The following is a 17,829-nucleotide window of genomic DNA, read 5'->3' on the forward strand; positions in this document are numbered from 1 at the left end:
ATGAACGCAGTACACTTTTTGAACCGGTCTGAGTTAAACGATATACGTCTGTTCCGGACTCTTGATGGTATTTTACATTTGGTGCTGGAAGGAAAGTGTTTTGCCCGTGTGAAACTTGTTCGCAGTTTTCCCTATACGATGCCTGACAGATTCATCTCGGTACGCTCGGCCGACGGGGCTGAAATTGTTATGATTCAGGATGTGAATTTTCTGGCGGAAGAAAGCTTACAGATTGTACGGGAGGAGCTTCACCGGACATATATGATTCCTATCGTCAAGCAAATCCTGTCCGTGAGAAGAAGAGGAGCCGGGTGGCATTGGCAGGTAGATACGAACTATGGACCGGCGAGCTTGGTTATGGACAACCTTCATGATAATATCCATGCTGTAACGGATAGCCGCTGGATGGTAACGGATAATGAAGGGCGCCGTTTCGAGCTGTCCGATCCTGATCGAATGGATGCCCGCAGCCGTGAATTATGGAAGAAGTTGAATTGAAAGATGTTTTCCATCGTTCGGATTTGTTATTCTGAGAGTCCTAAATGAGCCATATAATGGAATCGACTGGATTAATAAAGGAGTGACTTTGTTGTCTAAGAGAATCCTGATTTTGGCAGGCGATGCCGTAGAAGTTCTAGAAGTGTATTACTCGTACTATCGGATGCTGGAAGAAGGTTATCAGGCCGTCATTGCGTCACCGGTACGAAAAATACTGCGAACTGTCGTTCATGATTTTGAGGGATGGGATACATACACTGAAAAACTCGGCTATCAGCTTGGATCGCATCTCTCGTTTAGCGAAGTTATTCCTGAAGAGTACGACGCTCTTATCATACCGGGCGGGAGAGCCCCAGAATATATCCGGTTGGATAGGCATATCCCGAGAATCGTCAGTCATTTTTTCGATACGGGTAAACCTGTCGGCGTGATATGCCATGGGGTGCTCGTTTTGAAAGCGTTGAAGAATAAGAGCTATTTTACAGGCCGGACGATGACCACCTATCCAACCCTCCGTTTCGATGTGGAAGATTTGGGTGCGATCTATACGAACCAAACGCCATATGTGGATGGAAATATTGTATCTGTACAACTATGGTCGGATCTTTCCGGTTTCATGAGAGAGTTTCTTAAGCTCGTGCGAAAATAATTCTTTTCAATTCGGCTAAGCGGCCGTACTGGCGCTGGATAAAGCATCGCGTCAGTACGAAACGTAAACTTGAATATCCTGATCGTAATTGCCGAACTGCTTGCCGAACATACTTAGACCGCCGCTATGAGTAGCTGTTTCGGGAGCGCTTATTCGGAATCTGATATCTTCCCCATAACTGATGAGCAGTTCCTTAATCGTTCGGTCAGACATTCGAATGCCGTCGATGTAAGCGCCCTCCGAATCGACAGTTATTTGCTTGAGTAAGCCATGCTGCGTTCCAAGATCCCACCATGCAGGAGTATAAACGCCCCGGAGCGCTCCAAAATCGCCAGGACAGGTCCAAACGCCTAAGCAAACGTCATTGATATAGAAGGAAAGGTCGGAAGGCCAATTTTCGTTATAGTGCGGTGCTTCTGAGCAAATTTCGAGCGAAATGGAAATGCTGCGGGCGCTCTGTTTGCCGACTAAGTAGTTAGGGATACGATATTCGATATAGCCGTTGCCGAACCAGAGATGGCATGCCTTCACACGTTCGGGATCAGAGAAATAGCGGGGATCGTCGACCATGCCGATAATTTTGGCATCGGAGGCAAGGCCGCAAGTCGGCTTTACTTCGTAGGCGGAGTATTGCCCGATCGGAATGGATACGGCATATCGATTTTGATCGGTCTGCTCCTTGGCCCGGAACTGCAGCGTTGCCGAATCGAGCGACAGATGGCATATTTTTTGGCGGCCTCTCGTACTCGGTACGCTCTCTGTCGTAATAATCGAAGCCTCTTCGAGCTTCTGAATATGTTTGGTAACGATAGCTGACGAGATGCTAAGCGCTTCCGCTAATTCCTTAATATTCATTGGCTTATGATTCAATAGTTCGATTATTTTTACTCTTGTGTCTGAAGCAAAGCACTCAAGAAATTTTAAATTATGGCTATTAACTTCGATGTTCATGGAAAGCGCCTCATTTCGTCTATTTGCCCTTATTATATAATCTAAAAGTTAAGCACACAACTTGGAAGTTTACTAATAGAATGACATAAATAAAAATGGGGTGTCCCGTAAGACCTGTATAGGCCTTTTGGGACACCCCATTTTTATTAATAGAAGTTCGATTTATGGAAAGGCTCGATTAGTAAAGAGAAATGGTTAGAGTGTCGCGCTCGAAATAGGAATGAAGCGTAGCTTCACTGCCTACAATCTCCACGCTAATTAACGACTTGATACAAGTTTTCAATGCGTTTTTGCCTGTTGTCAGCTTGCGGTTCAGTACAGCGGAAAGCTTTTCAATAGCTTGCTTATTCGTATCGGTTAAATAGACTGGTATCGTTTTATTTTGGAACATCAGTATTGTTTTCATGGTAAAGACCTCCATCCCGCGAAGGATTTTTTTTATATTGTAACTGACAATTATTAAATAATTCTTAAAATTCGGTGAGTATTTGGTTACAAAGCTGTAACTTTTGGCAAAAAGTCAGCTAAATACAGCGTTTTTGCTTATTATGGACGGCGTTCTAACGTTTCAAGCTGTTTTTTGCGGAACTGCGAAGGTGTACATTTCATCATTTTGCGAAATACTTTAACGAAGTAACTAATATGATCGAAGCCTACATCAAGCGCTACCGCCGATACTTTGAGCTCGGACCGCAGCAGAAGCTCCGCTGCTTGCCTGATCCGGTAGGCATTCAAGTACTCGATTGGCGTTTGTCTGGTCATCGCTTTGAAGAAGCGGCAAAATTGTCCTTCGCTCATCGGAATTTGATCGGCGATTTCTGAGATCCGTATGGGACGGTGGAAATTTTGCTGCATATAGACGATAGCTGTCTTCAGCCTGTCAATCTTCGTCGTGTCGGCGGTACTCGCCTCGCTGCGGTTGCAGAAGCAGCCTTCCGCTGCGATTTCATGAAGCATTAAGTAGAAGTGTCCCTTCACGGCTGTTTCAAGACCGGGCGTCTGACGTTCACAGGCGTTCATGATGCTTTGCAAATGACACAGCAGAGCGCGTTCCCAATCTGTGTTCGGCCGGATATGTCTCGGAAACGTTCGTTTCTTATCTTGAAGCGGCGAGATAAAGCGTTCTTGCACGGCATCATAGCTCGCGCTGGCAAGCAGGTGAGTGTCGAACACAATTGCACAAAATGAGCATGCCTTATCGCCAAGTGCATGTCCGGCATGAATATCGCCGCCGTCTATAAATACGGCCTCGCCCGCACAAACGGGAAAATATTCGGTATCCACCTGAAACAGCACTTCACCGGACAGCACATAAAAAAATTCGGCCTCTGCATGCCAGTGGCAATCAAGAACGGGGACGCCAGCCTCATGATGCTCAATCCAATAGGCTGCAAGCGGGAACATGTTGTCGCCGTGCAGACGGTCTTCCTTCAATGAATGACGAGTCGTTTGATCCATTTTGCAAGGGCCTCCTGCGTCTGATTCGAGATGATTGGCTTACTTAGAGGCTTATCGTCAGAATAGTGCTATAGATGAGCATGATTATGTTAGATTCATACGATTAAGTATCAGTATAATGCAATTATGTAGGAATGCAAATAAAACATAACAGGAAGGTTGGTTCAGTCCATGAAATTTACAGACGGCAACTGGCTCATTCGTGATGAATACAAAGTATTAGGAGCTGTACAGGTACATGATTTCGAGCAAAATGATGGCAAGCTGACGGCATACGCATCTCCGCAGCCAATCGTAACGCGCTCAAATATGCTTGATACGATGCTATTAACGGTTCATTTTCATTCTCCGCTGCCAGGTATTATCGGTGTGAAGCTCGTGCATCATGCGGGTGCCCAGGAACGCGGTCCGGTATTTGAGCTTTCCTCGCAAACCGGTGATCACGTCGTTATTGAAGAAAATGAAAAAGAAGCCGTTCTAACAAGCGGCAATCTTAGCGTGCATATCCGCAAAGGCCCGGTTTGGGCAGTAGATTTCTACCGGGACAGCGAGCGCATTACCGGCAGCACGCAAAAATCGATGGCTTACATTAAAGAAAATAACGGCAATACCTTCATGCGCGAAGAGCTGGATGTAGGCGTTGGCGAATGGGTTTACGGCCTTGGCGAGCGCTTTACGCCATTCGTAAGAAACGGACAAGTCGTTGATCTATGGAACAAAGACGGAGGCACAAGCTCCGAGCAAGCGTACAAAAACGTTCCTTTCTATATTACGAATAAAGGTTACGGCGTATTCGTCAATCACCCGGAGCTTGTATCGTTCGAGATCGCTTCGGAGAAAGTGAAAAAGGTGCAATTTTGCGTTGCGGGCGAATCACTCGAATATTTTATAATCGACGGACCAAGCATGAAGGAAGTGCTTAACAAATATACCGATTTGACAGGCAAGCCTTCACTGCCGCCGGCATGGACTTTCGGACTTTGGCTCACAACATCGTTTACTACCAATTATGATGAAGCAACGGTTAATTCCTTCGTTGACGGTATGGCTGAGCGCGACCTGCCGCTGCATGTATTCCACTTCGACTGCTTCTGGATGCGCGAGTTCCACTGGACGGACTTCAAGTGGGATGAACGGGTATTCCCGGATCCGGTCGGCATGCTGTCGCGTTTGAAGGAAAAAGGGCTTAAAATTTGCGTATGGATTAATCCTTATATCGCTCAGCGCTCACGCTTATTCGAGGAAGGCAAGCAAAACGGCTATTTGGTGAAGCGGCCAAACGGCAGTGTATGGCAATGGGATTTATGGCAGCCGGGCATGGCGCTCGTCGATTTCACGAACCCGGCGGCATGCGAATGGTATGCCGGCTACTTGCGCGAGCTTGTAGACATGGGCGTCGACAGCTTTAAAACAGACTTCGGCGAGCGTATCCCGACGGATGTTGCTTACTTCGACGGTTCCGATCCGATGAAGATGCATAATTATTACACGCAGCTTTACAATAAAGTAGTGTTTGAAGTGCTCGAAGAGAAGCTTGGCAAAAACGAAGCAGCCTTGTTCGCGCGTTCGGCTACGGCTGGCGGCCAAAAGTTTCCGGTTCACTGGGGCGGCGACTGTTACGCGGATTATGAGTCGATGGCAGAAAGCTTGCGCGGCGGCTTGTCGCTCGGCATTTCAGGCTTTGGCTTCTGGAGTCACGACATTGGCGGGTTTGAGAATACAGCGCCTGAGCATGTATTCAAGCGTTGGCTGGCATTCGGCTTGTTGTCCAGCCACAGCCGCCTTCACGGAAGCAAATCGTACCGGGTGCCTTGGGCATACGATACGGAAGCGGTTGATGTGACTCGCTTCTTTACGAAGCTGAAGTGCCGTATCATGCCTTACTTGTTCAACACGGCAGTTCAAGCGACCGAGCTGGGCTTGCCTTCGATGCGCGCCATGGTTCTTGAATTTCCGGAAGATCCGACAAGTGAAATTCTTGATCGTCAATATATGCTGGGCGACTCTTTGCTCGTAGCTCCTATTTTTAACGAGCAAGGCAATGTCACTTATTATTTGCCTGCAGGCAAATGGACGCATCTGTTGTCCAGCGAAATCGTCCAGGGCGGCTCATGGCGCAAAGAGAAGTATGATTTCTTCAGTCTTCCTTTATTCGTACGTCCAAACTCGATTATTGCGCTTGGAGCAAATGAAGTTCGTCCGGATTACGACTATGCGGATGGCGTAATGCTTGAGCTTCATAACTTGGAAGACGGTAAATCCGCAGAAACGACAGTTCGCGATGTAAAAGGCGCTGCGGAGCTGACGGTATCTGCAAACCGCCAAGGCAGCTCGATTTTGGTTAAAGTTAACGGAAGCGGCAAACCATTTTCGTTCGCACTGAAGGGTCTTGGAGACATCGTTTCTATAGAAGGAGTGCAAGCGCAAGTAAGCGGCAGCGTTGCACAGCTTTCATCCGGATCGAAGCAGCTGGAATTTACGATTAACATTTAATTGACAATAGAGCAGCTCTGTCACAGCCCTGTGTTGGGCGGGTCAGAGCTGTCTTTATTCGCTCATTTAAACTGGCATTGACCAAAATTGCATAAGAAAAGGCTAATTAAACAGCTGTTTTTCATATAGAACTGTCGATATAATGAAAGTCGTAAAGCAAAATCCAATACATCAAAATAGAAGATATAAGGGAGATCAGCTCACATGACACGAATGAATGTTGGTTTGCAATTGTACACAGTACGAGATGCTACGGCACAGGATTTCGAAGGCACGCTTCGCCAAATTGCTGCAATGGGCTATGAAGGTGTAGAATTTGCCGGCTACGGAGATATCAAAGCAGAAGCGATGCGCGACCTATTGCAAGAGCTTAATTTGAAAGCAATCGGCAGCCACATCGGCTTGCAGCTTCTTGAAGAGCGCCTTGACGAGGAAATCGCTTATCTTCAAACGATCGGAGCCAAATATGCGATTTGCCCTTGGTTGCCCGCTGACGCTCGCGATACAGAAGCATGGCGCGGCCATCTTGTGAAATTTGAAGAGTACGGAAAGCGTTTCCGTGAAGCGGGCATCGCTTTCGCCTACCATAATCATGAATTTGAATTTGAAGTGGAAATAGATGGTAAAATCGTTTTTGACGCTTTGTATGAGCGCATCGATCCGCAGTATTTGCAGGTTGAGATGGATATCGGCTGGGTGCAATATTCGGGCGTCGATCCTCTAGCTTACATTGCAAAATATGCAGGCCGTTTGCCGCTTCTTCATCTGAAGGATTTCCGTGCAGGCGAGAAAGGCAAGCAAATCGATACGGTTGAGCTGGGCCGCGGTGATTTGCCGCTGCTGTCAATCATTGAAGCTGCTTCGCAAGCATCCGTAGAATGGCTTATCGTCGAGCAGGACACATGCGCAAATCCGCCGCTGCAAGCCGTTGCGGAAAGCATGGAATGGATGAAAACGAATTATTTGAACAAATAATCAAATTTAATTAGATAGGGGAATATAAAGATGACAACAAAAATACGCGTTGCAGTTGTAGGTTGCGGTTCCATTTCAAAATACCGTCACATTCCGGAATATGCGGCTAATGAAAATGTCGAGCTTGTTGCTTTCGTTGACCCGGTTATCGAGCGCGCTGAGAAATATGCTGAACTGCATGGCGGCGAGGCTTTTGCGGATTTCGAAACGATGCTGGCAGAAGTTAAGCCTGACGCAGTCAGCGTCTGTACGCCAAATGCGCTTCATGCGTCTATGTCCATTGCTGCTGCTAATGCAGGCGCTCACGTGCTTGTAGAGAAACCTATGGCTGTTTCGGACGAAGAAGCAGAAGCGATGATCGAAGCTGCTAAGAAAAACGGCGTTCATTTGATGGTTGGCCACAACCAACGCTTCATGCCGCCGCATGTGAAAGCGAAACAAGTGCTGAAATCGGGAATTCTTGGAAAAGTGCTTACTTTCCGCACTTCGTTCGGTCACCCTGGACCGGACGGCTGGAGCGTTGACGGCGCGGACAGCTGGTTTTTCCGTAAAGAGGAAGCGATTATGGGAGCAATGGGCGATCTTGGCGTTCATAAATCCGATCTTATCCGCTGGATGCTGGATGATGAAGTGTCGGAAGTGGCTGGATTTGTCGGCACGCTTGACAAGAAAGGTACCGAAGTTGATGATAACTCGTCCTGCTTGCTTCGCATGAAGAGCGGCGCAATCGGTACGCTTGTTGCGAGTTGGACTTACTACAAAGGTGAGGACAACAGCACGATTCTCTGGTGCGAGAACGGCGTTATGAAAATCGGTACGCATCCGGATGATCAAGTTATTGTTGAATTGCGCAACGGAACGATTGAGAAGCATAAAGTAGGCGCTATTTCGACGAATGATAAACAAGAAACAAGCGGGGTTATTGATGCTTTCGTGAAAAGCATTGTAACGAACACGACGCCTGAAGTAAGCGGTGAAGACGGCCGCGCGTCCTTGAAAGTCATTTTGTGCGCATTCGAATCGCAAGCGACAGGAAAATTTATAAGTGTAACTTAATGAACTTGAATACCTCCGAAAGACGCGCGCGAGCCGTCATGCCGGAGGTATTCTTTTTTAAACACTATCTTGCAATGTAGAATAGCATATGGTAAATTATACAAATAGCAAACAACTGCGCCACACTATTCGATAATATTGAATAGCAAGCTATGTTTTATATTGAAGCATACGACGTTGACTAGCTCCACTTCAACTAATGGAGGACAAGAAATGAACATTCAATTTAAAAAGGGCGTGCTTGAAATTTGCGTTCTTGTATTAGCTACGCGGGGAGACCGTTACGGATATGAGCTGGCAGTAAAAATTTCCGAAAAATTCGAGGTAGCAGTAGGCAGCGTTTATCCGCTTCTGAACAGGCTGACCCAGGATGGTTACTTCTCGACTTATTTGAAGGAATCAACGGAAGGCCCTCCGCGCAAGTATTATCATTTGACGCCGGATGGCTGGAGCCACATGCGCAAGCTGATCGCTGAGTGGGAAAATTTCACGCAAGCAGTAAATGAAATCGTAGAGGAAGGGCTAAAGCCATGACGACAAGAGACCGATATATGCTGGAGCTGGAAAGCATGCTTAAAGTTATTCCGGAAGCGCAGCGCAAGGAATGGTTGTATGACTATTATATCCATTTTCAACAAGCGGTAGAAAATGGTCAAAGCGAAGAGGACGCTGCACGCGAGCTGGGCGATCCGAGGAGCATTGCCAATGAGCTGCTGCTTGTCTACCGGGTTGATCAGGCTGAGACGAATAACAGCTTCGGCAAGCTCTCGCGAGCGGTCTTTGCAACGGTAAGCCTGGGCTTATTCAATATTATTTTTGCACTCGGCCCGTACATGGCTCTGACAGCCGTATTGATCGCTCTATGGGCCTCAGCCGTCGCAATCGGGATTGCGGGTATCGGCATCGTGTTTGAGAGCCTTTGGAATGGAACGTTCACTATCCCGCAGGCATTAACTTTAGGTTTGATTACCAGCTCTATTACTATTTTACTCATAATCGGTTTAAAGGCACTCACAGCGGCTTTTTATAAAATGACCTTAAAATATTTGAAATTTAATACGAGAATTGTAAAGGGGAACAACAAATGAAGAAGCTGGCTGCAATAGCCCTTATTATGCTCGGTATTGGAGTGCTTTGCGCATTCTTTGTTTTTGACAAAACCGATTTAACGAAATTTAAAGGGGAGCCGTATTTGCAGGAGAAGACTGTTGATGCTTCAGCGATCAGATCTGTTCATACGGAAACCGACACGTTTAATGTGATGTTTGTGCGCGGTACGACGGATGACATTCAATTGCGGCTTGAAGGAAACGCAAGCAAAAAAAATGTAAACAATATTGTGCTAAAGGCTGAACCGAAAGGTGATACGCTCTATATTGAGGGCAGCGTAAAAAATCATTTTTTTGTTGGTATCTCAATTATTAATCTGAAGCTGACGGTTGAGCTGCCGGAGAAGCTGTGGGAATCGGTCAATATCGAATCGGACACAGGAAATATCGTGATTGATCAGCTGAATGCGGACGAAATAAAAGTAAAATCGGATACCGGTAATTTAAAAGCTTCAAATTACAGCACCGGGCAATTCGTCTTTGAATCGGATACCGGCAACGTTACGTTAACGGACGGAGCAGGCCGTTTAAATGGTGAAACGGACACGGGTAACATACGCGTGGAGTCAAAGGAAATCCGAAATGATATTCGTTTGAAATCGGATACCGGCAATGTCACTATTAATGTAGATAAGCATCCGCAATCCGCAGCAATCCGCATTCAGAAAGACATCGGAAACAGTAAGGTTGAATGGGATGGCTTCTCGGACCGCAATGATTCCAAAAGTGTCGTTGACGGCATGATCGGAAGCGGAGAAATTCAAATCGACATTCAATCGGAAGTAGGTAATGTCAAGCTGGGCAGCAGATAATTTGAAGCTTGAACATAGCTTTATTAGTACAAAAAGCAGGCCGCGAAATAACCCGTGGTCTGCTTTTTTGCCTGTCCGCCGTTTCGGTTCATTTCATGAAAGCATATGATGTAGCAATTGTTTAACCGAAAGGAAGCGATGCCTGATGGCCGTTGATCGCAAAAACTTCCGCAGGTTCACTTTTGCGGAATATGTTGAATATTTGAAGCCGTTCGTATCACAGGTAAAGTTCTCGCAGGTTCATGTGCATGGAACGTGGAAGCCGACGATTGCTGATTATTATAAAGCGACGGATAAAATGAAGATCATTCAAGCGATGTGGCGTTTCCATACGATTACGCAAAAATGGGGCGATATCGCACAGCATGCGACCATCGATCCTGACGGCTTTATATGGGAAGGGCGCTCCCTGCTTACGCCGCCGGCATCTTCAGTGGGCTATAACGACCCGGATGAAGACCGTATTCATCCGTTTATGTTCGAGATGATCGGAAATTTCGACGTTGGCGCTGAGAAGCTAGAGGGTGCGCAGCTGGCTACGGCCGTAAAGCTTACGAGTCTAATCTTAACGATGTGGAACCTGACGGACGATCAAATAAAGTTTCATCGGGAAATGAACCCGGCCAAAACTTGTCCGGGTAACTCGGTTAGCAAAGCCCCATTCGTAGAGCTCGTTCGCAATTGGAGGAACGCTGCTATGAGTCCGGATGATGCGAATAAAATCATAGCTACATGGCTGTCTCCGGCTTGGTTTGCTGCCGGCACAAAAGCAGAGCGCGATGAAATTCACCGATTGGCGAATGAACTGCGTAAAGCTAGCGGTCAATTAGAATAAAGCGCAAAATAACATGATGAGCATATTCTCATAATGCAGTAACGGTGCTGTTTTGCCAGCTGTTTTTAACCTATTACCAGTTTTTGTGCCATGAAACGGCCAAAACCCCATGATAAGATAAGTGGCGTCGGGAAGAACAACACGCAAACAAAACGGATGCGCTGCTGAATTAAGGCATCAGCGGACAAACGTTTTGAATAAAAAACTTATCTTATTAGGAGGAATTATTCATGAAGATGCAACCAATACGTGTAGGTGTCGCTAGCATTATCGCAGCAACAGTGATCGGCGCAGGTTTTACTGCTCCAACGGCAGGTGCAGCACCGGCTGTGAACACATTCTCCAACTATAACTGTCCGTTTAATCAAAATATGTTTAGTCAAAATACGATTAGCCAAGATACATTTAAACAAATTGCAGATAGATACGGTATAGATCTTAGCAAGCTGCTTAATGGAGGTACGATTCAATTCCCAACTGCAGGCGGTTCTACAGGAGCAACACAGCCAAGCACAGGAACGGGTACAGTTACAAAACCAAGCACAGGTACTGGCACAGTAACTAAGCCAAGCACAGGCACTGGCACAGTAACAAAACCAAGCACAGGAACGGGTACGGTAACAAAACCAAGCACAGGTACTGGTACTACGACTAAACCTAGTACAGGCACTGGCAACGCGAGCGCTGGAGTTTCCAGCTCGACTGCATTCCAAACGCAAGTAATCAACTTAGTAAACCAGGAGCGTGCGAAGGCAGGATTGTCGGCTTTGAAGACGGATGCTTTGCTCACGAAGGTAGCTGTTGAGAAAGCAAGAGACATGGACGTTAACAACTATTTCAGCCACAATTCGCCGACTTACGGCTCGCCATTTGATATGATGCGTTCTTTCGGCGTAACTTATTCCTACGCTGGTGAGAATATTGCTTCCGGTCAAAGAACACCGCAAGAGGTTATGACGGCATGGATGAACAGTGCTGGTCACCGCGCGAACATTCTTAGCCCTAACTTCTCTAAAATCGGCGTTGGTTATGTGAACGGCGAATGGGTGCAAGAATTTACCGGCTAATCGTCTCACTTCAATAACGGATAACCGTTAAGGGCGCTTGTCGCCCTTAACGATTTTTTACAATAACGCTGCCGTAGTTGTGAAACTTCGGAAGAGCACAGGAGGATTTACCGCATGTTTAAAAGACGTACTTTAGCAGCAGCATTAATTGGGATTTCCGTCATGATGGCGGCTGGAACGGTTGACGCAGCTTCAAAAACACATATAGCGACTGACAATGATACATTCTGGAAGCTTTCCAAGAAGTATAATGTACCTTTAGATACATTGATGGAAGCGAATCCAAACATTAATCCGCTTAACTTGTACAAAGGCTTAAAGCTTACGATTCCGTCCGCGAAAGCTGAAGCAGCCAAAAAACCGGTAACGCTGAAGGCAGCGTCTGCTAATACCTCGAAATCGGTTACTGCCATGAATGGTAAAGAATACGCTTACTCTAAAGCGTTAATCGTACAGGCTACTGCTTATACTTCAGCGGCATCGGAAAATGGTTGGGGTCCCGTCGATTATTTTGGGAATAAGCTTAAGGTCGGCACGATTGCGGTTGATCCGAAATTGATCCCGCTTGGCACGAAGCTCTATGTTACTGGCTACGATTATAACGGTTTGCCCACGGGTGGCATGGTTGCGACAGCAACGGACACCGGCAGCGCGATTAAAGGCAATCGTGTCGATATTTTCGTACCGGGCACATCGAGTCAAGCCATGTCGTTTGGTATTCAAAACGTTAAAGTGTTCGTTTTAGAATAATAAGCAAGGAAAAACCGGTAACCCGCTCATGATGTGCGGATTGCCGGTTTTTTTGCTCTTGCTGTGCTAGCGGGCGGCGGATTGTCCAATAAGCTCGGGGAGCGTTACGAGCTCATAGCCTTTGCTCCGGAGAAGCTGAATAAGCTGCGGCAGTGCATTAACCGTGCCGGATAAATCTTGGCCGATTCCTCCTCCTGCATGTTGAAGCACGATCGAACCTGATTGAAGTGTTTTTTTTATATTTTGGATTACCGTTTCGCTGCTTGGATTGTTCTTCCAATCTACGGAGTCCACATCCCAATTGACGATGGTAAAGCCGGCCTGCTCACTCCATTTCACCTGCTGCGGCAGCAATTCACCATAGGGGGGACGGATAAAGTGCGGAGAGTAGCCGATCATGCTTTTGATAATAGCATCGGTTCTCCAAATTTGCTTTTGAAAATTCGTTAAGGAAAGGGTTGATAACTCAGCATGGTCGTAAGAATGATTACCGATAATATGCCCTTCGTTATGTATCCGTTTCACGATCGAAGGATTTTTGGCTGCGCGATTGCCAACCAAAAAGAAAGTGGCGCAAACTTCATGCTCTGCTAATATATCTAAAATAGCCGGTGTATATTTAGGATCGGGAGCATCATCGAAAGTAAGCGCAATTTGCTTCGTATGACGAGGTCCATTCAGTAGAAAGGAGCTCGGAAATTGCTTGTGGAGCTTTACCCATGACATGTCGGCTGCGTGCCGTTTCTTTGCGACCTTAGCTGATTTGGATGGAGCAAGCTGCCGTCCGCTGGCAGAAGCTGCAAATGAATCGGCCGTTAGACAAAGCAGCATGCATCCTATTAAAGCCAATGCCGCAATAGGCATCCATATTTTTTGTGGTGCTTTCCACATGCTGCATCAGTCCCCGCGATTAAATGATAAATGAGCTGTGCCGCTATTTTACCCCTTGGTTTTGCTTTCATGCGCTTTACAATAAAAAAAAGGGGGCTTAAGATGAATGAAGATGTTATTTTTCATACAAAGGAGAGCATGTGAATGAAGCTTCTGCAGTATAAGCAATCGAACGAATTGAGGCTCGGTCTGAAGGTGGAGAAAGGGGTTATCGATGTTGCCGCTGCATCACAAGCATTGGGCCTGGCTGCCCCTCAATCGATAGAAGAGGCTATCGGAGGCGGAGTAGAGGCTGCTGCACAGCTTGAAACAGTAATGAAAGCCGTATTGGATAATTGTAAAACCGCTTACATACTTGAAGAAACGAACCTCTCCTTTGCGCCAGTCGTTACGAATCCGCAAAAAATTATTTGCGTCGGCTTAAATTACCGCAAGCATGCAGAGGAAACGAAGGCAGAAATCCCGACCTCGCCTATACTGTTCAATAAGTTCGCGAATGCGCTTAGCGCGCATGGCGATATTATTGAGCTGCCTCAAACAAGCAATGAGGTTGATTACGAAGCGGAGCTGGCGATTATTATCGGGAAATCCGCCAAAAATATTGAAGAAGCCGAAGCACTTGACTACGTCTTCGGTTATAGCTGTGCGAATGATTTATCCGCTCGAAACTTGCAGCGCCGCACATCCCAATGGCTGCTTGGCAAAAGCTGCGACGGGTTTGCTCCAATCGGCCCCTATATCGTTACTTCGGATGAAGTGGCCGATCCGGATAAGCTGACCATTTCATGCAGCGTTAATGGCATTCAAAAGCAGCATTCCAATACGGCAGACATGATATTCTCATGCCGCTCGATTATTAGCTACATATCGAGGCATATGACTCTCGTGCCCGGCGACATTATTTTAACAGGAACGCCTGAAGGTGTAGCGATCGGTTATCCGAAGGATCAACGCGTGTATTTGAAGTCCGGCGATGCGGTTACGGTCCAAATCGAACAGCTGGGAGAGCTCTCCGTTACGATGACCTCATCTAATTGATAATCATTGTCAGTCGCTGTATAATAATACTAATTGAGAATTATTGTACATGGGATGGCAAGAGAGGGTGAGAGCGGCAATGAATGAAGAAATGACTATGCTGCTGGAGAGCAGCTATAGTTTATCGGTAACAAAGCGGGAAAATCTCGTATTCAGCTGTCCCGCAACAGATTTATTGGATGAGAGCAAAGTCAGGCAGCTGTTAGAACTTTACACCCCGATGGTTAAAGGGATGGACCCTTCCGTAGGGGAGGTATATATGGCGGGTTGGTTTAGAGGACCGATGCTCGGCTTAATTTATATGCTGTCTGCATGGAATAAAGCTCCTGATTTGTCGCTGAGCAATCTGACAGTTCAGATCTATAAAGCTGTTTATAACGAAAGTGAATATTATGCTTTCTCCTTTCTCATTCATAATTTTGATTTTTTGGAACCAACTGAGAAGTCGGACAATCTTGCGTGGACGAAAGAAACGCTAAGCGGTTATTTCGAGCATACGGTTCGTCCGGTTTTTGAAACGATCGCGAAAGTCGGATCACTGCTGGTCGGTATGCTTTGGAGTCAGCTCCCAACGGCACTCGAGTATGGCTATGAGCGGCTAATGCATGCTGAAGAAAGCGAGCAAGTGAAGCAGCAGACTGTTCGCAACTATGGGTTGGTGAAATCGCTTGACGGTGCTGTCTTCGGCAGAAATAAAAATCCGCTGGACGTAAAATTCCGCTTGATAGAATCGATGGATAATCCGGACAAACAGGTTCGGATGAAATCTGCATGCTGTTTGTATTATCTTGTGGAAGGCGGTTATTATTGCTATACATGTCCAAAGCTAAAAGAAGCTGAGCGTGCGGAGAGGCGCGAAGCGTATCGATCAGAGAAGCAGGCATAATAAGCGCGATTGAAAAAAAGACCATGATCTTCCCGCATAGCACGCGGAAGATCATGGTCTTTTCTTTTTTTTTAATTATTTCATTTTGAATACATTTATCGTCCTGAGCAGTTGAGCGGCCATCGTGCGCATCCGTTCGGTTTCCTCAACGACCGCCTGTACGGATGCGATTTGCTCGTTCATGGAAGCCGACACCTGCTCGGTGCCGGCGGCAGATTGCTGCGTGATCGCGGAAATGTTCTGAATAGCCCCGGATATTTTACGGGCGCTCTCAAGCATGGCATCGCTTTCTTGGGAGAAAATGAAAATTTTCTCGGTTATAAATTGAACGCTCTGGACGATTTCCGAGAATACCAGCTCAGATTCCTTAATATGCTCGGCTTGAAGCTTGACGACCTCTTCGTTCGTTTTCATATTGCTTATCGTATGCTTGATACCTTCATCAATGCTCTTTACCAGGTTGAACACTTGTTTTGTTGAAGCGCTGGATTCTTCGGCTAGCTTGCGAACCTCAGAAGCAACAACGGCGAAACCTCTTCCGTGCTCGCCTGCTCTGGCAGCCTCGATCGAGGCATTCAAGGACAATAGATTGGTTTGTTCAGCCAAATCGGAAATCGTTGTCGTGATGGCGCTAATGCCTTGCGCTTTCCTTGCAAGCTCCTCAATCGTGGCGGATACCTTCTCGGTCGCCTCAACGTTGCGGCGCATGCCATCCGCTTGTACATCAAGAGCTTTCATACCTTTGTCGACAAGCTGCAGCGTCATCTCGGAGCGTGTATTCATCTCTTTCGTGGACGAAGCATAGTCGGAAACCTTCTCTTCGATCTCGGTAATGGATTCGCTCATCTCCGATACATCTTCGGAAATTTCGTTTGCCCCGGTTGCAAGCTCGTTGGCGGAAGCGGCAACCTGCTGCATCGCGATTTGTATATTATTATTTTTATCGAATATGCTGTGACTCGTATCGGACACGTGACGGATGATGTTAGTCGTTTCCGTAAGGATGTCGCGAAGCTTATCGATCATGCTGTTAAAGGAATGTCCAAGCTCGCCTAATGCGGATGAGGAATGGGTGTCGATTTTTTGAGTGAAGTCGCCTTTGGAAATACGCAGTGCAGTTCCCTTAATTTCATCGAAGGAATTGTTGATCGATTTCTCAATGAAGGAAATAAGCGGGAATGTCGCGATTGCCATAATGATTATAACGATAATGCCGGCAATGAGTGAGCCGCCTGATACCGATAAAATGAAAAGCATAATGAGGGCAAACACCGCTAAATTAAGATAGAACGTCATTAGCAGTTTGTTGCGCACAGAAAGCGAATAGTACCATTGGATCATTATGTAAGCGCTCCTTTTAATAGAATATCCATATTATAGCACTCGTCTCGAAATTGGTCTATAATTGTCGATTCACAAAAAAATAAATAGAAATATGACCGCAAGCGGCTTTTCGGAAAATACTAAATATGTTTTCGGTGTAACAATAATTAGAAAATGATACCATTATCGGTAATTGGAATCTGTTTTATGGACTTACTTCCATAAAGTGCGGGGTGATTCAAATTACCTGAAGCATGTGCAGAAAGGACCAATATCGAAGGTGTAAATGATACGATTCAATACTGCTCAAGCAGATTATAGTTCGAAAGGTTTAATTGATTTTTAAACAGTAATCATTAGTCTTATTTAAATATGCATAAAAAAGGAATTAAATAAATTTATATACACGAATTCAATAGAAAAATGAAAAAATATGTAGAATAATGTATTGAAAATGATAGAAATGATCTATATAATATGCGGTGAGACCTAGATGGAAACTCATACCTAATAAATCATAAAGGAGGATAATTTGTATGCAAACGGATTCGGTTTCACTCGCCCGTCAAGTAGATTTTGTGTTTCGCCAGCTCGAGGGTGAGCTCACTAATGCAACAGCAGGTACGGTATTGATTCATATCCGGAACAATGCGGTGGGGAAATTCGGCGTTAGGCATCATCCGATCGAGAGCAAAAATGGGCAGTTTGAGAGCGGGGATAAAGGGCTGTCCGCAGCGCAGGTGCAGGCATTCAAAAAAATGGCGATCGAATCGCTCAAGTACAGAAGGGAATGGACGCATGGCGAAATTTTGTACGATTTTACTGTTCGTCCAAGTGCAAACTCATGGTCAGCAAGTATTCTATTTGAATCTAACTACAATATGGCCAACTGGAATTCACGCTATTATCCTAAAAAAAATGATTTATGGGATTCACAATAATAATCAATAGAAGCTTTCTCAAAAGTGGTAAGCTCGATTGAGGGACTAGCTTCTTAGATCAACAATGAGGCTAAAAGATGAGGAATGGCGGTGCAGG

The 17,829-nt window shown here is 46.0% G+C and carries 19 protein-coding genes; 14 read left to right on the forward strand and 5 right to left on the reverse strand.

Annotated features, from left to right (window positions below; genetic code table 11):
• Together AC0YNZ_RS09280 and AC0YNZ_RS09285 are read left to right on the forward strand one after the other, a co-directional pair.
• Positions 1-498, forward strand: coding sequence for a DUF1854 domain-containing protein (locus tag AC0YNZ_RS09280; RefSeq protein WP_475826335.1), 498 nt, complete (start codon positions 1-3; stop codon positions 496-498).
• A gap of 91 nt (positions 499-589) precedes the next feature.
• A complete protein-coding gene (locus AC0YNZ_RS09285; RefSeq protein ID WP_475826336.1) occupies positions 590-1,147 on the forward strand; it encodes a DJ-1/PfpI family protein in 558 nt (185 codons plus the stop codon).
• Positions 1,148-1,198: 51 nt separating this feature from the next.
• Here the strand turns inward: AC0YNZ_RS09285 and AC0YNZ_RS09290 are convergent, their stop codons facing one another.
• The 3 genes from AC0YNZ_RS09290 to AC0YNZ_RS09300 all read right to left on the reverse strand — a co-directional run bounded on the left by AC0YNZ_RS09290 (position 1,199) and on the right by AC0YNZ_RS09300 (position 3,556).
• On the reverse strand, positions 1,199-2,098 hold the full coding sequence (locus tag AC0YNZ_RS09290) for an ArsR/SmtB family transcription factor (protein ID WP_475826337.1): 900 nt from the start codon (positions 2,096-2,098) through the stop codon (positions 1,199-1,201).
• Between the two features lie 178 nt (positions 2,099-2,276).
• Positions 2,277-2,504, reverse strand: coding sequence for a hypothetical protein (locus tag AC0YNZ_RS09295; RefSeq protein ID WP_056641398.1), 228 nt, complete (start codon positions 2,502-2,504; stop codon positions 2,277-2,279).
• Between the two features lie 140 nt (positions 2,505-2,644).
• Positions 2,645-3,556 carry an AraC family transcriptional regulator gene (locus AC0YNZ_RS09300; RefSeq protein WP_475826338.1) on the reverse strand — a complete coding sequence of 304 codons (912 nt, stop codon included), beginning with the start codon at positions 3,554-3,556 and terminating at the stop codon, positions 2,645-2,647.
• Between the two features lie 171 nt (positions 3,557-3,727).
• Between AC0YNZ_RS09300 and yicI the strand changes: the two genes are divergently transcribed.
• The 9 genes from yicI (at position 3,728) to AC0YNZ_RS09345 (ending at position 12,653) form a co-directional block, all read left to right on the forward strand.
• Entirely contained in the window at positions 3,728-6,049 is a 2,322-nt protein-coding gene (gene yicI, locus AC0YNZ_RS09305; RefSeq protein WP_475826339.1) for an alpha-xylosidase, read from the forward strand.
• 204 nt (positions 6,050-6,253) lie between these two features.
• A complete protein-coding gene (locus tag AC0YNZ_RS09310; protein ID WP_056641390.1) occupies positions 6,254-7,024 on the forward strand; it encodes a sugar phosphate isomerase/epimerase family protein in 771 nt (256 codons plus the stop codon).
• 30 nt (positions 7,025-7,054) lie between these two features.
• The gene (locus tag AC0YNZ_RS09315; RefSeq protein ID WP_475826340.1) at positions 7,055-8,080 is read left to right on the forward strand and encodes a Gfo/Idh/MocA family protein; all 1,026 of its coding nucleotides are present in this window, start codon (positions 7,055-7,057) and stop codon (positions 8,078-8,080) included.
• 213 nt (positions 8,081-8,293) lie between these two features.
• The gene (locus AC0YNZ_RS09320; protein WP_475826341.1) at positions 8,294-8,614 is read left to right on the forward strand and encodes a PadR family transcriptional regulator; all 321 of its coding nucleotides are present in this window, start codon (positions 8,294-8,296) and stop codon (positions 8,612-8,614) included.
• Positions 8,611-9,168: an HAAS signaling domain-containing protein gene (locus AC0YNZ_RS09325; protein ID WP_475826342.1), complete on the forward strand. Its 558-nt coding sequence runs from the start codon at positions 8,611-8,613 to the stop codon at positions 9,166-9,168. The genes AC0YNZ_RS09320 and AC0YNZ_RS09325 overlap by 4 nt, the downstream gene beginning before the upstream one ends.
• Positions 9,165-10,001, forward strand: a complete 837-nt coding sequence (locus AC0YNZ_RS09330; RefSeq protein WP_475826343.1) for a DUF4097 family beta strand repeat-containing protein — start codon at positions 9,165-9,167, stop codon at positions 9,999-10,001. Before AC0YNZ_RS09325 ends, AC0YNZ_RS09330 begins: the two co-directional genes overlap by 4 nt.
• A 145-nt stretch (positions 10,002-10,146) precedes the next feature.
• A complete protein-coding gene (locus tag AC0YNZ_RS09335; RefSeq protein ID WP_475826344.1) occupies positions 10,147-10,836 on the forward strand; it encodes a peptidoglycan recognition protein family protein in 690 nt (229 codons plus the stop codon).
• 230 nt (positions 10,837-11,066) lie between these two features.
• Positions 11,067-11,903, forward strand: a complete 837-nt coding sequence (locus AC0YNZ_RS09340; protein WP_475826345.1) for a CAP domain-containing protein — start codon at positions 11,067-11,069, stop codon at positions 11,901-11,903.
• A 114-nt stretch (positions 11,904-12,017) separates the two neighbouring features.
• On the forward strand, positions 12,018-12,653 hold the full coding sequence (locus AC0YNZ_RS09345; RefSeq protein WP_475826346.1) for a 3D domain-containing protein: 636 nt from the start codon (positions 12,018-12,020) through the stop codon (positions 12,651-12,653).
• Positions 12,654-12,719: 66 nt separating this feature from the next.
• Here the strand turns inward: AC0YNZ_RS09345 and AC0YNZ_RS09350 are convergent, their stop codons facing one another.
• On the reverse strand, positions 12,720-13,544 hold the full coding sequence (locus AC0YNZ_RS09350) for a polysaccharide deacetylase family protein (RefSeq protein WP_475826347.1): 825 nt from the start codon (positions 13,542-13,544) through the stop codon (positions 12,720-12,722).
• 144 nt (positions 13,545-13,688) lie between these two features.
• Here AC0YNZ_RS09350 and AC0YNZ_RS09355 point away from each other — a divergent pair, with 144 nt between their 5' ends.
• Together AC0YNZ_RS09355 and AC0YNZ_RS09360 are read left to right on the forward strand one after the other, a co-directional pair.
• Positions 13,689-14,582, forward strand: a complete 894-nt coding sequence (locus AC0YNZ_RS09355; RefSeq protein WP_475826348.1) for a fumarylacetoacetate hydrolase family protein — start codon at positions 13,689-13,691, stop codon at positions 14,580-14,582.
• Between the two features lie 79 nt (positions 14,583-14,661).
• The gene (locus AC0YNZ_RS09360; RefSeq protein ID WP_475826349.1) at positions 14,662-15,468 is read left to right on the forward strand and encodes a (2Fe-2S)-binding protein; all 807 of its coding nucleotides are present in this window, start codon (positions 14,662-14,664) and stop codon (positions 15,466-15,468) included.
• 75 nt (positions 15,469-15,543) lie between these two features.
• Here AC0YNZ_RS09360 and AC0YNZ_RS09365 read toward each other — a convergent pair whose 3' ends face one another.
• Complete coding sequence (locus tag AC0YNZ_RS09365; protein ID WP_475826501.1) at positions 15,544-16,806, reverse strand: methyl-accepting chemotaxis protein; 1,263 nt, start codon at positions 16,804-16,806, stop codon at positions 15,544-15,546.
• 521 nt (positions 16,807-17,327) lie between these two features.
• Between AC0YNZ_RS09365 and AC0YNZ_RS09370 the strand changes: the two genes are divergently transcribed.
• Positions 17,328-17,732, forward strand: a complete 405-nt coding sequence (locus AC0YNZ_RS09370; protein ID WP_475826350.1) for an O-methyltransferase — start codon at positions 17,328-17,330, stop codon at positions 17,730-17,732.
• The last annotated feature ends 97 nt before the right edge of the window (positions 17,733-17,829 follow it).

This window comes from Paenibacillus sp. J2L1-98 (assembly GCF_056269405.1).

Bases quoted from the DNA above. Each gene is read 5' to 3' on its own strand.
- AC0YNZ_RS09280 (WP_475826335.1), top strand. From the start codon at position 1: ATGAACGCAGTACACTTTTTGAACCGGTCTGAGTTAAACGATATACGT.
- AC0YNZ_RS09290 (WP_475826337.1), bottom strand. From the start codon at position 2,098: ATGAACATCGAAGTTAATAGCCATAATTTAAAATTTCTTGAGTGCTTT.
- AC0YNZ_RS09295 (WP_056641398.1), bottom strand. From the start codon at position 2,504: ATGAAAACAATACTGATGTTCCAAAATAAAACGATACCAGTCTATTTA.
- AC0YNZ_RS09300 (WP_475826338.1), bottom strand. From the start codon at position 3,556: ATGGATCAAACGACTCGTCATTCATTGAAGGAAGACCGTCTGCACGGC.
- yicI (WP_475826339.1), top strand. From the start codon at position 3,728: ATGAAATTTACAGACGGCAACTGGCTCATTCGTGATGAATACAAAGTA.
- AC0YNZ_RS09310 (WP_056641390.1), top strand. From the start codon at position 6,254: ATGACACGAATGAATGTTGGTTTGCAATTGTACACAGTACGAGATGCT.
- AC0YNZ_RS09315 (WP_475826340.1), top strand. From the start codon at position 7,055: ATGACAACAAAAATACGCGTTGCAGTTGTAGGTTGCGGTTCCATTTCA.
- AC0YNZ_RS09320 (WP_475826341.1), top strand. From the start codon at position 8,294: ATGAACATTCAATTTAAAAAGGGCGTGCTTGAAATTTGCGTTCTTGTA.
- AC0YNZ_RS09325 (WP_475826342.1), top strand. From the start codon at position 8,611: ATGACGACAAGAGACCGATATATGCTGGAGCTGGAAAGCATGCTTAAA.
- AC0YNZ_RS09330 (WP_475826343.1), top strand. From the start codon at position 9,165: ATGAAGAAGCTGGCTGCAATAGCCCTTATTATGCTCGGTATTGGAGTG.
- AC0YNZ_RS09335 (WP_475826344.1), top strand. From the start codon at position 10,147: ATGGCCGTTGATCGCAAAAACTTCCGCAGGTTCACTTTTGCGGAATAT.
- AC0YNZ_RS09340 (WP_475826345.1), top strand. From the start codon at position 11,067: ATGAAGATGCAACCAATACGTGTAGGTGTCGCTAGCATTATCGCAGCA.
- AC0YNZ_RS09345 (WP_475826346.1), top strand. From the start codon at position 12,018: ATGTTTAAAAGACGTACTTTAGCAGCAGCATTAATTGGGATTTCCGTC.
- AC0YNZ_RS09350 (WP_475826347.1), bottom strand. From the start codon at position 13,544: ATGTGGAAAGCACCACAAAAAATATGGATGCCTATTGCGGCATTGGCT.
- AC0YNZ_RS09355 (WP_475826348.1), top strand. From the start codon at position 13,689: ATGAAGCTTCTGCAGTATAAGCAATCGAACGAATTGAGGCTCGGTCTG.
- AC0YNZ_RS09360 (WP_475826349.1), top strand. From the start codon at position 14,662: ATGAATGAAGAAATGACTATGCTGCTGGAGAGCAGCTATAGTTTATCG.
- AC0YNZ_RS09370 (WP_475826350.1), top strand. From the start codon at position 17,328: ATGCAAACGGATTCGGTTTCACTCGCCCGTCAAGTAGATTTTGTGTTT.